This window comes from Tenacibaculum haliotis, from assembly GCF_025215075.1.
Lineage (GTDB): Bacteria > Bacteroidota > Bacteroidia > Flavobacteriales > Flavobacteriaceae > Polaribacter > Polaribacter haliotis_B.
Genome location: NZ_JAOBTH010000026.1, coordinates 304,153 through 321,096, shown reverse-complemented (window position 1 = coordinate 321,096; position 16,944 = coordinate 304,153). Strand labels below are relative to the sequence as shown.

Annotated in this window: 15 protein-coding genes; 9 read left to right on the top strand and 6 right to left on the bottom strand. The window is 30.2% G+C overall.

Annotated features, from left to right (window positions below; genetic code table 11):
* Positions 1-5: 5 nt before the first annotated feature.
* Positions 6-2,534, top strand: a complete 2,529-nt coding sequence (locus N2251_RS07595; RefSeq protein ID WP_260586149.1) for a DEAD/DEAH box helicase — start codon at positions 6-8, stop codon at positions 2,532-2,534.
* Positions 2,535-2,542: 8 nt separating this feature from the next.
* Positions 2,543-3,208 carry a class I SAM-dependent methyltransferase gene (locus tag N2251_RS07590; protein WP_260586148.1) on the top strand — a complete coding sequence of 222 codons (666 nt, stop codon included), beginning with the start codon at positions 2,543-2,545 and terminating at the stop codon, positions 3,206-3,208.
* Positions 3,209-3,218: 10 nt separating this feature from the next.
* Here the strand turns inward: N2251_RS07590 and N2251_RS07585 are convergent, their stop codons facing one another.
* Positions 3,219-4,508, bottom strand: a complete 1,290-nt coding sequence (locus tag N2251_RS07585; protein ID WP_260586147.1) for an exo-beta-N-acetylmuramidase NamZ family protein — start codon at positions 4,506-4,508, stop codon at positions 3,219-3,221.
* Between the two features lie 137 nt (positions 4,509-4,645).
* Between N2251_RS07585 and N2251_RS07580 the strand changes: the two genes are divergently transcribed.
* Positions 4,646-5,881, top strand: a complete 1,236-nt coding sequence (locus N2251_RS07580) for an ABC transporter permease (protein ID WP_260586146.1) — start codon at positions 4,646-4,648, stop codon at positions 5,879-5,881.
* Positions 5,882-6,474: 593 nt separating this feature from the next.
* The gene (locus tag N2251_RS07575; protein WP_260586145.1) at positions 6,475-7,833 is read left to right on the top strand and encodes a pyridoxal-phosphate dependent enzyme; all 1,359 of its coding nucleotides are present in this window, start codon (positions 6,475-6,477) and stop codon (positions 7,831-7,833) included.
* A 619-nt stretch (positions 7,834-8,452) separates the two neighbouring features.
* Here N2251_RS07575 and lipA read toward each other — a convergent pair.
* From lipA to N2251_RS07555, 4 genes are all read right to left on the bottom strand, one after another.
* Positions 8,453-9,322 (bottom strand): lipoyl synthase, encoded by an 870-nt coding sequence (lipA, locus tag N2251_RS07570; RefSeq protein ID WP_260586144.1) that lies wholly within the window; start codon positions 9,320-9,322, stop codon positions 8,453-8,455.
* Positions 9,323-9,362: 40 nt separating this feature from the next.
* Positions 9,363-10,583, bottom strand: coding sequence for an NRAMP family divalent metal transporter (locus N2251_RS07565; protein WP_260586143.1), 1,221 nt, complete (start codon positions 10,581-10,583; stop codon positions 9,363-9,365).
* Positions 10,584-10,666: 83 nt separating this feature from the next.
* Positions 10,667-11,230 carry an RNA polymerase sigma factor gene (locus tag N2251_RS07560; RefSeq protein WP_260586142.1) on the bottom strand — a complete coding sequence of 188 codons (564 nt, stop codon included), beginning with the start codon at positions 11,228-11,230 and terminating at the stop codon, positions 10,667-10,669.
* Between the two features lie 164 nt (positions 11,231-11,394).
* Positions 11,395-11,601 carry a membrane or secreted protein gene (locus tag N2251_RS07555; protein ID WP_260586141.1) on the bottom strand — a complete coding sequence of 69 codons (207 nt, stop codon included), beginning with the start codon at positions 11,599-11,601 and terminating at the stop codon, positions 11,395-11,397.
* A gap of 132 nt (positions 11,602-11,733) precedes the next feature.
* Between N2251_RS07555 and aqpZ the strand changes: the two genes are divergently transcribed.
* The 5 genes from aqpZ to N2251_RS07530 all read left to right on the top strand — a co-directional run bounded on the left by aqpZ (position 11,734) and on the right by N2251_RS07530 (position 15,937).
* Entirely contained in the window at positions 11,734-12,420 is a 687-nt protein-coding gene (gene aqpZ, locus N2251_RS07550) for an aquaporin Z (RefSeq protein WP_260586140.1), read from the top strand.
* A gap of 112 nt (positions 12,421-12,532) precedes the next feature.
* On the top strand, positions 12,533-13,846 hold the full coding sequence (locus tag N2251_RS07545) for a sulfatase-like hydrolase/transferase (protein ID WP_260586139.1): 1,314 nt from the start codon (positions 12,533-12,535) through the stop codon (positions 13,844-13,846).
* A 28-nt stretch (positions 13,847-13,874) separates the two neighbouring features.
* Positions 13,875-14,645, top strand: coding sequence for a YHYH protein (locus tag N2251_RS07540; RefSeq protein ID WP_260586138.1), 771 nt, complete (start codon positions 13,875-13,877; stop codon positions 14,643-14,645).
* Between the two features lie 9 nt (positions 14,646-14,654).
* The gene (locus tag N2251_RS07535) at positions 14,655-15,251 is read left to right on the top strand and encodes a toxin-antitoxin system YwqK family antitoxin (RefSeq protein ID WP_260586137.1); all 597 of its coding nucleotides are present in this window, start codon (positions 14,655-14,657) and stop codon (positions 15,249-15,251) included.
* Positions 15,252-15,271: 20 nt separating this feature from the next.
* Positions 15,272-15,937, top strand: coding sequence for an SCO family protein (locus N2251_RS07530; RefSeq protein ID WP_260586136.1), 666 nt, complete (start codon positions 15,272-15,274; stop codon positions 15,935-15,937).
* Here N2251_RS07530 and murB read toward each other — a convergent pair.
* On the bottom strand, positions 15,934-16,941 hold the full coding sequence (murB, locus tag N2251_RS07525) for a UDP-N-acetylmuramate dehydrogenase (protein WP_260586135.1): 1,008 nt from the start codon (positions 16,939-16,941) through the stop codon (positions 15,934-15,936). The genes N2251_RS07530 and murB overlap by 4 nt on opposite strands.
* Between the last annotated feature and the right edge of the window lie 3 nt (positions 16,942-16,944).

Genomic DNA, 16,944 nt, shown 5'->3' with positions numbered 1-16,944 from the left:
ATTTAATGAATTTAAATCATCCTGTAACATACATAAAAGGCGTTAGTGTTGCTCGAGCAGAATTGTTGTTTACCGAGTTAGGTGTAAGAACGTGCAATGACTTATTGTACCTTTTTCCGTTTCGCTATATTGATAAAACTCAGTTTTATACCATAAAAGAATTGTCGCAAAATACTGCTGAGGTTCAGGTGGTTGGTAAGATAACGAGTGTTAAAGAAGTGCAGCAAAAAAGAGGCAGTAGGTTAGTGGCAACATTTTCTGACGCTACGGGTTCGTTAGATTTAGTTTGGTTTAAAGGCGCAAAATGGATAAAGGATAGTTTAAAAACGGATGTTCCGTATGTGATTTACGGAAAATTAAATTGGTATAATAATGTTGCAAACATGCCGCATCCAGAAATGGAAACGGTAAAAGAGTATAAAAGTAAGTTGCAAACGTCTATGCAGCCTGTATATCCATCCACAGAAAAATTAAGTAATAAAGGAATTAGTAATAAAGTTTTAAGAGGTTTTATTCAGAATTTATTTCAGCAAGCATTCGGACAAATAGAAGAGTCGTTACCAACGTATTTAATTGATGAAAATCAGTTATTAGGAAAAAAAGACTCTTTGTTAAATATCCACTTTCCTAAAAGTCAAGAATTATTGGCAAAGGCTCAATATCGCTTAAAGTTTGAAGAATTATTTTTTATTCAATTACAATTACTTCAAAAAAAACTCATCCGAAAATCAAAAATTAAAGGCTATATTTTTGAGAAAGTAGGAGAACAGTTTACTAATTTTTATAAAAATAATTTACCTTTTGAATTAACCAATGCTCAGAAAAGAGTTTTAAAAGAAATAAGAAAAGACATTGGTTCTGGTGCGCACATGAATCGTTTATTGCAAGGTGATGTTGGTTCTGGTAAAACAATTGTAGCTTTATTAACTATGTTAATTGCAATTGATAACGGCTATCAAGCAACAATAATGGCACCGACCGAAATTTTGGCAACCCAACACTATCACGGAATCGTAGAGCTTTTAGAAGGAACAACAATAAAAGTTGAATTACTTACAGGGTCTAGTAAAATAAAAAAGCGTCGTGAAATTCACACTGGTCTAGAAAACGGATCTGTGCATATTTTAATAGGAACGCATGCCATTTTAGAAGATAAAGTACAGTTTAAGAATTTAGGAATTTCAATTATTGATGAGCAACATCGTTTTGGAGTAGCACAAAGATCAAAATTATGGGAGAAAAATCCGGTAACTGCAATTTCTGAAGAAAAAGGGAAGGCTGTTCGTGAAAAATATCTAGAAACACATCCATCGGAATATAAATTATTAAAAGAAATAGCGTTAAAACGTAAAAATAAAACAACCAAAGAAGAAAGAGTTTTGTGGGAAGTTTTAAGCACTAAAAAAACCACTTTTAAATTCAGAAGATATTATATTATTGATGAGTTTATGGTCGATTTTATCTGTTTAGAGAAGAAATTAATTGTAGAGGTTGATGGAAAATACCATGTTACACCCGAACAAATAGCAGCAGTTAACTTAAGAACCACAATTTTAAATGATTTTGGGTATCAGATTATTCGATTAAGTGAAAAAGAAATTACAGAAGATTTAGAAAGCGTTATATCAAAACTAGAAACTAGTTTAAATAACCTTCCTTCGGTAAGAGTTGATAAATCTGTGCCACCGCATGTATTGGTAATGACCGCAACACCAATTCCGAGAACATTAGCAATGTCGGTTTATGGAGATTTAGATATTTCGGTAATTGATGAATTGCCTCCTGGGCGTAAAGAAATTAAAACAGTGCATCGTTATGATAGCAACCGTTTAAGTGTTTTTAAGTTTTTAAAAGATGAAATAAATAAAGGGCGTCAAGCTTACGTGGTTTATCCTTTAATTCAAGAATCTGAAGCAATGGATTACAAAGATTTAATGGATGGTTATGAGAGTATTGTTCGTGATTTTCCGTCTCCAAAATATCAAATTAGTATTGTGCATGGGCAAATGAAGCCTGCGTATAAAGAATATGAAATGAATCGTTTTGTAAAAGGAGAAACTCAAATAATGGTTGCAACTACGGTAATTGAAGTTGGTGTAAATGTACCAAATGCGTCTGTAATGGTTATTGAAAGTGCAGAACGTTTTGGGTTAAGTCAATTACATCAGCTACGAGGTAGAGTAGGACGTGGAGCAGAGCAGAGTTATTGTATTTTATTATCGAGTTTTAAATTATCTTCAGATAGTAAAACACGTTTACAAACGATGGTTGAAACTACTGACGGGTTTAAAATTGCAGAGGTAGATTTAAAACTCCGTGGTCCCGGTAATATTATGGGTACACAACAAAGCGGTGTATTAAACCTTAAAATTGCAGATGTTGTAAAAGACGGAGCTATTTTGCACAAAGCACGACAAACAGCTATTCGTGTTTTAGAAGAAGATGCAACTATTACTAAACCCCAAAATGCTAGTTTATTAAAAGTATATAGTCAAATACAAAAAACAAGCGGACTTTGGAGTAATATTAGTTAGGTTTTAAAATGAAATTAGAAAAAGTACAAAAAACACCTTGGCCTACAAAAGATGCTATGGAACAAGTATATGCTATGAAACTTTGGGGCGATAATAATGCTGATTTTTATTCAGGCTTAGGATCTCATCAACCAGAAATTGTAAATCCCTACATAGCCGCTGTAACTTCATTTTTAACATCATTTAAAAGCTCGTTATCGGTCTGTGATTTAGGTTGTGGTGATTTTAATATTGGTTCACAATTGGTAATGCATACCCAAAAATATATAGGTGTAGATATTGTAGCAGCTCTTATAGAGCATAATAAAGAAAAGTTTACGGCAACTAATTTAGCATTTCATTGTTTAGATATTGCTGAAGACGATTTGCCCGAGGCAGATTGTGTTTTAATAAGACAGGTACTACAACATTTATCAAATGCAGAAGTAGCAAGTATAGTGAGTAAATTAGTCCGTTTTAAATATGTTATTTTAACAGAACATTTACCAGTTGGAGATTTTATACCTAATAAAGATATTATTTCAGGACAAGGAATTCGATTAAAAAAACAAAGCGGATTAAACCTCTTAGCATCACCATTCAATTTTAAAGTAAAAAGCGAAAAACAATTAGTAGCTACTAGTTTAAACGATGGTAAAGGAATTATTGTAACAACACTTTATCAAGTTTTTTAAAGACTAATACTTATTTGTAAATTAAATATTTTGCTCTAATTACTTTAAAATTATCTAAATCATTTTTCCAAGTCGCTTTAATTTCTTCTTCGGTAAATCCTTGTTTAATTTGCTGTTGTAATTTTTCTGTTCCCGCTAATTTTGTAAAAAAAGCATTAAAAAAAGATTCTTTATACGGATATCCTTGTGCGTTTTTAAAACTACTATAGTCTTTATAAAAAGTAAGCAACCAATTTAAGTTTAGTGTATTTAAATGTTCGTTTTCTGTTAGGTTATAACCAAAACAAGCCTTGTTTTTATGCTTCGGATATTTGCTTCCAAAATTTGGATTTGGAGTAAATGAAAAATCATTTTTTAAAGAGAATAAAGGCGAACCAACAATTTGAAACTGCATTTCAGTACCACGACCTACAGAAACATTTGTTCCTTCAAAAAAACACAAACTCGGGTATAAGTTTATACTTTTATCGTTCGGTAAATTTGGCGATGGTTTTATAGGTAAGTTATATTGCGTATTATGAGTGTAATTTTCTAAAGGAATAACAGTCAAATCACATTGAATTCCGTTTTTTAACCATTTCTCACCATTAATCATTTGTCCGTATTCGCCAATAGTCATTCCATATACAACAGGAACAGGATGCATTCCTACAAAACTTTTATGAGCAGTTTCTAATACAGGGCCGTCTATATAGTGTCCATTCGGGTTTGGTCTGTCGAGTAAAATAACTTCAATGCCTTGTTCAGCACAAGCTTCCATAACGTAATGTAGCGAAGATATATACGTGTAAAAACGAGCACCAACATCTTGAATATCAAAAACTACTACATCAATATTTTTTAATTGCTCAGACGAAGGTTTTTTGTTCTTTCCGTAGAGCGAAATAATTGGCAATTGTGTTTTTTTATCAATACCATCAATCACAGTTTCACCAGCGTCTGCTTTACCACGAAAACCATGTTCGGGAGCAAATACTTTTTTTATGTTGATGTTATTATAGGTATGTAAATAATCTACCAAATGATGTTGTACTAATTTACTTCCCATCACATTCGGTGCCACTTCTGCTCTTTGTAAAATACTTAATACTGAAGTTTGATTAGCTACAATAGCAACATTTTTGCCTTTTAATTTAGAGAGGTATAAACCAGTTCTATCAGCACTAATTTTTAAATTTTTAACTACTTCATTAACTGTAGCTGTTTTTTTAATAGTATGTTTTTGTTGTTTAGCACATGCTACAAATAAAAAATTAACAGCGCATAAAAATAAAATAAGGTAACTAAAATTGTTTTTCATCTAAAAGAATATTAAAATATAAAATTAACATTAAAAATCTTATTATAAGAAAAAGAGGAGATAATTTAAAATCAGGTGTTTCATAATATCAGTTAAGTTATAATTAATTACTTTTGAATTTGTAAAAATGATAACTTTTGAATTTCGAATTATTTATAGCCAAACGAATTATTACAGGTAAAGAGTATCAAAGTAATATTTCATCGCCAATTATTAAAATTGCTACGATTGCTATTACTTTAGGTATTGCTATTATGCTAATAGCAGTATCGATAGCAGCTGGTTTTCAAAAAAAAATTAGCGATAAAATGACAGGTTTTAAAGGTCATATTCAAATCGTGAATTACGACACTAATAATTCAGATATTTCTACGGTTCCTATAAGTAAAAATCAAGATTTTTATCCAGAATTTAAAAATATTACAGGTATTAAAAACGTACAGGTTTTTGCGAACGTTGGTGGAGTTATCAGAACTCCAACCGATTTTGAAGCCATTGTTTTTAAAGGCGTTTCTTCAGATTATGATTTTTCATTTTTTAAAGAATATTTAACCCAAGGGCGATTACCAGACTTTAACCAAAATAGAAATAAAGAAATATTAATATCAGAATCTATTGCAAATCGATTACATTTTAAATTAAATGATACGATTCAAACTTTATTTAGCGCAGAAAAAAGTAGATTGAAATATAAAATGCGAAAACCGATTATTGTAGGTATTTATAATACCGGTTTTGAGCAGTTTGATAAAACAATGTTAATTGGTGATATTAGAGAAGTACGTCAAATTAATAGATGGAATGATACTCAAATTGGCGGATTTGAAGTTTTAATTGATGATTTTGAGCAATTAACTGAAAAAGGAAACGAAATTTATAGCACCATTGGAGCAACGTTAAATAGTAATACAATTATTGAAAATTATCCGCTAATTTTCGAATGGATAAAACTTTTTGACAATAATGTATGGTTTATTATCGGTATCATGATTTTAATAGCAGGTATTAATATGATCACAGCCTTGTTGGTTTTAATACTTGAGAGAGTGCAAATGGTAGGTGTTTTAAAAGCATTGGGAAGTGTTAATTGGAGTATTCAAAAAATATTCTTATACAATGCCTCTTATTTAATTTTAAAAGGATTGTTTTGGGGAAATTTAATAGGGATTTCAATCCTGTTAATTCAGCAGTATTTTGAGGTTATAAGCTTAAATCCAGCAACATATTCAGTAGCAACAGTACCAGTTCATATTAATCCTTTAGCGGTAGTTTTATTAAATATAGGTACGCTGTTATTGTGTTTTTTAATGCTGATAATTCCATCTTATATTATCACAAAAATACAGCCTTCAAAATCGATAAAGTTTGCCTAAGTACAATTTTTAAAACGTCGTATTTATTTCTAACATTTTTTTTAGAAGCTATTTCCCGCTTTCCGCACTCGCTCTCCGCGAGGAGCTCAAACAAATGCTACAATCAGGGCTAAACTTATGTATTAAGTTATAGATTATTTAACTGTCAGTTCGAGTGTTTTTTATGGAGCATAGCGAAATAAAAAATGTATCGAGAACTATTTTAAGAGAAACTATTTCTCGATACAATTTCTCTTACATCGAAATCACTCGAAGTGACAACAGATAAAATATAATTTAATTATAAAAATGAGATTTTTTATTTTGATTAGTAGTAGCTTTTAATAAATCATGTCAGTTCGAGTGTTTTTTATTGAGCATAGCGAAATAAAAAATATAGAGAACAATTTCTTATTTATAAACTAGCCTTAATAAATTAGCTGCGTTAGTGATTGAATGGTGTGTTTGAGCTCTTTTTTATTTTTAGTTCGAGTTAATTTGTGAAGAATGAACAAATTTGTATCGAGAACAAAACTAAAAAAAGCGAGTAATGAAAGCACGACACTTGTGGAACGCCCAAAAAGAAATTACCTTTGCAGCTGTAAAATTAAGAAATGAAATACGCAAAAAACATATTAGAAACTATTGGTAATACACCATTAGTTCAGTTAAACTCAGTAACCAAAGAAATTGATGCCTTGGTTTTGGCGAAGGTAGAAACCTTTAATCCAGGAAACTCTATAAAAGATAGAATGGCGTTAAAAATGATTGAAGATGCAGAAGCAGATGGTCGTTTACAGCCAGGAGGAACCATTATTGAAGGAACTTCTGGAAATACTGGTATGGGATTGGCTTTGGCAGCAATTATAAAAGGCTACAAATGTATTTTTGTGATTTCTGACAAGCAATCTAAAGAAAAGATGGATATTTTACGTGCTGTAGGAGCAGAGGTTATTGTATGTCCTACAAATGTAGAACCAGATGATCCTCGTTCATATTACTCGGTTTCTAAGCGTTTAGGAGCAGAAACACCAAACTCGTGGTATGTGAATCAATATGATAATCCTAGTAATGCATTAACACATTATGAGCAAACTGGACCAGAAATTTGGGAACAAACAGCGGGTAAAATTACACACTTTGTAGTAGGAGTAGGTACTGGAGGAACAATTTCGGGAACAGCAAAATTTTTAAAAGAGAAGAACCCGAATATTAAAATTTGGGGAATTGATACTTATGGTTCTGTATTTAAAAAATATCACGAAACTGGTATTTTTGATGAAAATGAAATTTACCCATATATCACAGAAGGAATTGGGGAAGATATTTTACCTAAAAATGTTGATTTTTCTTTAATTGATGGATTTACGAAAGTAACCGATAAAGATGCAGCGGTTTATACGCGTAAAATAGCAAAAGAAGAAGGTATTTTTGTTGGTAATTCAGCAGGATCTGCAGTAAAAGGAATATTACAGTTAAAAGAACATTTTACAAAGGATGATGTTGTGGTTGTATTATTTCATGATCATGGAAGTAGGTATGTAGGAAAAATGTTTAATGATGATTGGATGCGTGAGCGTGGTTTCTTAGAAGAAGCAGTAACAACGGCTGAAGATTTAATAAAGGCACATGTTGATAAATCATTAGTAACCGCGCAAACAGAAGAATTGGTGTCGCATGCAATTGAAAGAATGCGTGAGTTTAAAATTTCACAAATTCCGGTAAGAGATGTTAATGGTTTTGTAGGTTCTGTAGATGAATCTGCTTTATTAAGAAGTTATATAGCAGATAAAAATATAGCAGATAAACCAATTAAAGAAGTAATGGGTGCTATGTATCCGGTGGTAAAATTAACAGCTTCTATTGATGAGGTTTCTAAATTGATAACAAAAGATAATCAAGCTGTATTGGTTGATTTAGGTAATGAAAAACATCATATAATTACCAAATACGATATTATAAGTGCTATTTAAAGTAATGCAGTGAAACGAAAAACGTTTCTTTTATTTTATAAAACACAAAAAGCCCACTCGTATGAGTGGGCTTTTGTTTATTAACTAATTCAAATAGTTTACACAATGAAAACAGTTTACAAAGTTGTTTTCATTATTCTCATTTGCAAGTATTATGCCAAAAAGTGTTTTTCATAATTTTTGTGAGTTAAAATAGTGTTTTTTATTATTTATTAACAGTATTGTGTGTTTTGTTTGTGAAATATATAATAAATAGGGCTTTTGTTGTTTAGCTGTTAATAAAATAAAGTAGTCATTAAATATTTAATAAGTCGTGTTAAAGATGTGAGGGTAAATAGTTGTAAAAAACAGTCAGTTTTACTGAAAAGTAATGTAAAAATGATTTTTTAAAAATTACGGATCATTTATAAAATTAAAAAACCCACTCAAAGAGCGGGTTTTTTTTAATCAATTAATTCAAATAATTTACACAATGAAAACAGTTTACAAGGCTCTTTTCATATACTTGTTAAATAAGTACTCTGCAAAAGTAAAAATAAAAACGTGTATAATAATTAAATTTTAAGCATTTGACATTTTTTTAACACTAAACAGTTAAAACGTTAAGGAATCATTAAACTTAACTCGCATGTTTGTGTGCTTTGTATGAAGAACGTACTAAAGGACCACTTTCTACATACATAAAGCCCATTTCTAAGCCTAATGTTTCATATTTTTTAAATTGTTCGGGAGTAATAAATTCTTTCAGTGGTAAATGTTTTTTACTAGGTTGTAAGTATTGCCCAATAGTAATAACATCTAAACCAACACCACGTAAATCTTTCATGGTTTGAATAACTTCTTCTTCAGTTTCACCTAAACCTAACATAATTCCAGATTTAGTACGCATTCCGTTTTCTTTTAGGTATTTTAAAACTCCTAAACTACGATCATATTTTGCTTGAATACGAACTTCACGCGTTAGCCTACGAACAGTTTCTACATTATGAGAAACTACTTCTGGAGCAACTTCAATAATTCGATCAATCAATTTTTCATCTCCTTGAAAATCAGGAATTAATGTTTCTAAAGTAGTGTTTGGATTTGCTCTACGAACGGCATTTACAGTTTCTGCCCAAATAATAGAACCACCATCTTTTAAATCGTCTCTATCTACAGAGGTTAAAACCGCATGTTTAATACTCATTAACTTAATAGAGCGCGCAACTTTTTCAGGTTCATCCCATTCTACCGTTTCTGGTCTACCAGTTTTTACACCACAAAATCCGCAAGAACGGGTACATACATTACCTAAAATCATGAATGTTGCAGTACCTTCTCCCCAACATTCTCCCATATTAGGACAGCTACCACTGGTACAAATAGTATTCAATTTGTATTTATCTACTAAACCTCTTAAGTCGGTATATTTTTTACCTACAGGTAATTTTACACGTAACCATTTTGGTTTTTTTACTCTTTCTGGTAATACTACAGATTCGTTTGCCATTTTAATGAAAAATTGAATAGCAAATTTACGAAGAAAAGTATTATAAATTGATTAAAAACCAAAGACTAAATACGATTAAAAAAACGATACCACTAATACTTAAAATACGCAGAGGTAATTTTGGTTGATTTTTTTTTGGAGTGTGCTTACTAGTAATGAGTATATAGTTTAAAATAGCGTAAAAAGGAGCTGTTAAAAAAGAAACTACAGTAGCAATTTTAACTAAGAATCCCATATCAGCTAAAAAGTATTTTAAAACAACAGAAGTACCAATGGTTAATAAGAACATCCAAAACCAATAATTTAATTTTGTTTTTTTATTGAATAATAAATTCGAGGTTATTGACATGGCTCTCGGTGAAGCATCTAAAGTAGTTAAAGTAGTACTAAACATGGTTGTAAAAGCAGCAATACCTATAAATAAATAGGAGAAGTCACCTAGGTTTTTTGTGTATAAATGGATTAACTGTGAAGCAAAAATAGTTCCTTTAGATGAAAAAGACTCTCCAGATTGAAACATAACCAATGCACCAAGTATTACAAAACAAACTCCTAAAAAAAGTGTACCAATATAACCTACATTAAAATCGAATATAGCGTACTTGGGTTTAATTTTTTCAAACGTAGTTTTACTTTTTTCAACAGACCAAATAGAGTGCCAAATAGAAATGTCTAAAGGAGCAGGCATCCATCCTAAAAAAGCAATTAAAAAAGTAATCTGAGCCGTTCCGCTTGGTATAATTTGCTGAAAACTAAATCCCTTTTGAGTGCTAAATAATGCAATACTTACGGCAATAACGGTACTTATGGTTAGTATTGCAATAATATACTTCATTAGGTTGTCTAATAATTTGTATTTACCAATTCCTAAAATTCCAACACTAAGTAGTAGGATAATTAAAGACCAAATTACGAGATCGTTAGTGAAACCAAAAATAGTTGAAGCCAAACTAGCAGTTACAATTGTTAATGTAGCTTGAAATATGAACATCATCATAAAATTTAAGATGTAATAGCTCATCAAAACACCTTTGCCTAATTTTTTATAACCATCTAATAGAGTTTCTCCTGTTGCAGCAGCATAACGAGGACCAAACTGAAAAAATGGATATTTAAAAATATTAACAATTAATAACGCCCAAAGTAACCCAAAGCCAAAGTCGGCACCAGCTCTAGTTGATTGTACTAAATGAGAAACTCCTATGGCAGCACCAGCAAATAATAGCCCAGGGCCAAGTATATTAGAAAGAGGTTTTTTCATAAAGGGGATCGTATTAAAATAAAGCTATTTTATTTTAGCGTTTCATAATGTTTTGAAAATCTAGGAATTAAAATATGTGTAAGTTAAGACTTCTTTATTATTTCAGCTAATAATTTTTTAGCCCTCAGTAATTTAACCTTAACATTATTAATAGGTTCTTCTATTTTTTCAGAAATCTCTTTATAACTCAATTCTTGAAAAAAACGCAAATTGATAACTTCTTGGTATTTTGGCTTTAACTTTTTAATATCTTTTAAAAGCTTTGCTAAGTTTTGTTCAGTAATAATTTTGTCTTCAGGAGACGGAGAATTGTCGATAACTCTAAAAGCAGCTTCTTCTTGTTCTTTGGTAGTTTCTGTTAATATTGATGATTTTTTCTTTCGCAGAAAATCAATATATACATTTTTAGAAATGGTAATTAACCATGTTTTAAATTGATATTCATCATTAAAAGTATCAATTTTATCAAAAGCTTTAGAAAAGGTACGAATTGTTATGTCTTCAGCTTCATTATCATTTTTAATTTTTGATAATTGATAATGATATACACTAGTCCAAAAAGTATCAAGCAAGAAATTAAAAGAAACCTGATTTCCTTTTTTAGCTAACTGAATATGGTTTTGTACTTTTTCTTTGTTTATTTCCAATGTATAGGTTTAGAAATTGTATTTGATAAATATAATGATTTGAAATGATACTAAACAAATATGAAATAGTTGGTAAGAGATAAGTAGGTGAATTTATAGAAGTAAAGTTTTTAATAACCATAATTTATACAAACTTGTATAAATTATGGTTATTAAAAAGATGGTTAATTATCGTGTTCAGGTTCTGCACATGAATCAAATTGATCAGGTGTTTTACCACAAAAACCACAGGCTTCTCCACTTTCATTTAAAACAGGATTCTGACTAGCACAAGTACCCGCAAATTCTCCGTCTTTTTTTGCCCAGATTTTTATAGCAATTCCTGCAAAAGCTAATGCTAATAAACCGATGGTAAGAAAAACTAATTTCATTTTTTTAAATTTTAGTAGTACAAAGATACAAACTTCCTGTTTTAAGGGATTGATTATTTATAAATTTATAGATGTGACTTTTCTTTTTTTTAGGGGTCATAAATAAAAATAAATTATTTAAAAATTCAATATATGAAAAAATATTTAGCAGAATCATTCGGAACATTTTGGTTAGTTTTTGGAGGCTGTGGTAGCGCAATTTTTGCAGCAGGGTTCCCTGATTTAGGAATAGGTTTTGTAGGGGTAGCATTAGCCTTTGGTTTAACAGTTTTAACAATGGCATATGCTGTTGGGCATATTTCTGGAGGGCATTTTAATCCTGCAGTTTCGTTAGGTTTGTGGGCAGGAGGAAAGTTTTCTGCTAAAGAATTAATACCATATATTATTTCTCAATTAGTAGGAGCAATTTTAGCTGCCGCTGCTTTGTTTTTAATTGTTTCTGGAAAATCAGATTTTGAAACTATTGGTGGTTTTGCTGCTAACGGATACGGAGAATTATCACCAGGAGGTTATAATATGACATCAGCTTTTGTAACAGAGTTTTTATTAACGATGTTCTTTTTATTAATTATTTTAGGAAGTACCAATGAAAGAGCGCCTAAAGGTTTTGCTCCAATAGCTATTGGTTTAGGTTTAACATTAATACACTTAATAAGTATTCCAATTACAAATACTTCGGTAAATCCTGCACGTTCTATGAGTCAGGCATTATTTGCAGGCGGTGGTTATTTAACACAGTCTTGGTTGTTTTGGGTTGCACCAATAGCAGGAGCAATTGTAGCCGGATTTATTCATAAAGCGTTTTTTGATAAGGAATAAAATATTTAGATATTAGAAAAAAACAGGCTCAATATTTATTGAGCCTGTTTTTTTATTGCTTTTATTTTAAACCTTTTTATGAAACTTAGGTCTTAAAATAAACGTGAAATTCATGAAGCTACCTACTGCTAATCTTATTTTTATCATTATAATTTTATTTATTTCATGCGATAAAGATGTCGTTAACGAAATAGATGATCCTGATGGTTCAACAAACAACAAACCAAATATTTTATTAATTATAGCCGATGATATGGGGTTAGATGCAACTCCTGGGTATAATGTAGGTACTGAAAAACCTACAATGCCAAACCTTCAAAGTATGATTAATAACGGGGTTAAATTTAATAATTTATGGTCATACCCAACGTGTACACCAACAAGATCAAGTATTTTAACTGGTAAATATGGTTTTAGAACAAATGTAATGAAGGTTAATGATGCGTTATCAACATCAGAAATATCACTTCAAAAACATTTAGATAACAATAATTCGGGTTATAATCATGCTGTAATAGGTAAATGGCATTTATCAAAAGATGCTTCACATCCAGCACAAATGGGTGTAGGATATTACGCAGGTTTGTTAAGCGGAGGTGTACAATCGTACACTAATTGGAATTTTACAGAAAATCAGCAAACAACAAATTCAACAGAATATACAACCACTAAATTTACTGATTTAGCAATCGATTGGGTAGCTTTACAAAAAGAACCTTGGTTTTTATGGTTGGCTTATAATGCTCCGCACACACCTTTTCATTTACCTCCTGCAAATTTACATACACAATCATTATCTTCAGATCAAGCAAGTATTGATGCAAATCCACAACCGTATTATATGGCTATGTTAGAAGCTTTAGATACCGAAGTAGGAAGACTTTTAGCTTCAATGTCACAAGAAGAAAAAGATAATACTGTTATCATTTTTATAGGAGATAATGGTACGCCGAATCAAGTTGTTCAAGAGTATGCTAGTCAGCGAGCAAAAGGAAGCGTATATCAAGGAGGTGTTAATGTACCAATGATTATATCAGGTAAAAATATAAATCGATTTAGTGAGTCAGAAGATGCTTTATTAAATACAACTGATTTATTTGCAACAATTTCAGATATAGCTGGTACAGGTACTACAGAAATAAATGATAGTAAAAGTTTTAAAGAATTATTTACAACTTCAAATACTAGTTTTAGAGATTATACATATACCGAAATCGGCGAAGACAACGGAACAGTAAATTATACTATTCGAAATTCAACTCATAAATATATACAGTTTTCAGATGGAAGTGAAGCTTTATATAATTTAATTGAAAATCCTTTAGAAAACCCCAATTTATTAAGCACAAATCAATTGCCTTTAAGTGCTAGTGATACTGTTATTAGAGATGAATTAATAGCGAAAGTAAATAGTCTTAGAGAGTAATTTTAACTAATAATTAAAAATGATACACATGAAAAAAAATCAATTAATTAAAAAAGTAGCAGTATTAATAATGATAGCAGGTTTATTTTATGCTTGCTCATCTGATGATACTACAGAAGAAGGAGGAAATACACCTGAAGTAACAAACTATGATATTACAAGTATTTTATCAAAATTTGATGATGTAGCATCAGTTTCTTATGCCATATCAGATAATATAGTAACTTTTACAACTACCGATTTACCAAATCATAAAAGCCCGTATTGGGGAACAGATAACGCAATGTACGAAGCTTATAACGGTATAAATACTAGTTGGAATCAGAATCCAGGTTCTATCGGAGAGCAGGAGATTACTTTTACCATGTCTTTAAATCCAAGCGAAGCTGTAAATAAAACAGCAACACCAATGGGACCAATAGGAATATCAAGAAATGGTGTTGTTTTTTTCAATCAATATGCCGGAGGAGGTGCACCTTTAACAGGTGAAATTAATTCTTTTGATCAATATTTAGGACATCCTGCAATGACAACATATCATTATCATATTAAGCCAAAGTTTTTAACAGATACTTTTGGTGAAGATGCTTTTTTAGGATTATTATCTGATGGATTTCCGGTATATGGTTCTTTAGAAGATGGAAAAACAATTACAAATGATGATTTAGACGATTATCATGGTTATACTTCTGTAACTGCTGATTTTCCTGATGGAATTTATCATTACCACATTACAAATGAAGACCCTTATTTAAATGGAAATGGTTTTTTCGGTACTGCTGGAGTTGTAACAAGATAATTAAATAGCATGAAAATTTATATCGTAATTATACTGATTTTTATTTCATGTAATTTTAAAGAGAAAGAAATAAAAGATTTATCAATCAATAAAATTATTATTCCGAATATAAAAAAGAATAAAAAAGATAAGAGTTTTAATCTTAAAAATGGTGTTTTGTTATTAAATGAAACACCATATTCAGGAATTGTAGAAGATTATTATTCAAAAGAAAAATTAAAATCAACTTCTGTATATTTTCAAGGAAAAAAACACGGAATTTATAACGGCTGGTATATTAGCGGAAATAAATGGTTTCAACGTTTTTATACAAACGGATTAAAAACAGGAATTCATATTGGTTGGTTTGATAATGGCAAACCAATGTTTAAATATCATTTTAATACTAATGGTGTATATAATGGTAGTATTACAGATTGGTACATGAACGGAGCATTATTAAATGAGTTTAATTTTAAAGATGGAAGAGAAGAAGGTCGTCAAAAAACATGGCAACCTAACGGAAAAATAAAAGCAAATTTTGTAACTAAAAATGGAGAACGTTTTGGATTGATAGGATTAAAAAAATGTTACTCGGTAGCTATTGAAAATGAAAGAATTAAATGATATTTTTAAAAAAACATAAATTGAAAAAGAACATATTCGTATTATTTTTTTTGATGATAAGTTTTACGGCATGTAAAACCAAAATTGAAAATGAAGTAAAAATAGATAAAGAAACAGTATTGCCTTTTTTTAATTCAGCAGAATTTACACCAGAATGGATAGCAGAAAGTTCGTCAGAATATAATAATATACATACAATTCCTGATTTTAATTTAATAAATCAAGAAGGAAAAATTATAACAAATAAGACCTACGAAGGGAAAATTTATGTTGCAGATTTTTTCTTTGTTACTTGCCCTGGAATTTGCCCTGTTCTTGAAAAAAACATGAGTAAAATTCAAGAAAAATATAAGAATGATTCTTCTGTTTTATTATTGTCGCATACTGTTATGCCTGTTAAAGACTCCGTTTCAGTTTTAAAAAAATATGCTTTAGATAATGAGATTGTATCTGGTAAATGGAATTTAGTAACAGGAGATAAAAAACATATTTATAACTTAGCAAGAAAAGGGTATTTTGCAGATGAAGATTTCGAGAAAACACAAAATACAGCTGCTTTTATACATTCAGAAAATTTTGTTTTAGTCGATAAAAAAGGAAGAATACGAGGTGTTTATAATGGCACTTTAGGGTTAGAAACTAAGAGGTTAATACGACATGTTGAAATTTTGAAAAAAGAAGATTAAATAATATTAACTTCAATTTCTAAATCAATAGAAAAAGTATCTTTAATTGTTTTTTGAATGTTTTGCGCTAGTTCGTAAATTTCGATACCTGTAGCATTTCCATAATTAACAAGTACTAAAGCTTGTTTTTCATGTACGCCATAATCACCATAACTTTTACCTTTAAAACCACATTGTTCAATTAACCAACCTGCGGGTACTTTTATTTCAGATTCTGAAATAACGTAACTAGGTATTGTTGAAAATTCTTTTTGAAGTTTATCAAAATCAGCTTTAGAAATTACTGGATTTTTAAAAAAACTTCCGCTATTTCCAATTTTTTTAGGATCGGGTAATTTACTTTGACGTATAGCAATTACTGCATCAGAAATATTTTTTATTGTAGGATTTATAATGTTTTTAGAAACTAATTCTGTTTCAATAGCACCATAAGAAGAATTAAGCTTGTGTTCATTTTTGGTAAGTTTAAAACTAACAGCTGTAATAATATATTTTCCTTTAACAATATTTTTAAAAATAGAATTTCGATAACCAAATTCACATTCAGCATTAGAAAAGGTTACTAATTTGCCTGTTTTAATATCAACAGCTTCTACACGAGTAATGGTGTCTTTAACTTCAATACCATAAGCACCAATGTTTTGAATAGGGCAAGTACCTACATTTCCAGGAATGAGTGATAAGTTTTCAATACCTCCATAATTTTCAGAAACACACCAAAGTACAAATTCATGCCAATTTTCACCTGCATTTACCGTTAAATGTACATTGTTATTATTTTCTCTATCAATAGAAATTCCTTTCATATTAATATGTACCACCAATTTTTCAATATCTTTAGTAAGCAACATATTACTTCCTCCAGAAATTAAAAAGATGTCTTTTTCTTTTTTTAAAAGCTGTTGTAAATCGTAAAGTGAATCTATAGTAACAAAACGCTTGGCATTTACATGAATGCCAAACGTGTTGTATTTTTTTAATGATATGTTTTCTTTAATATTCAAAGA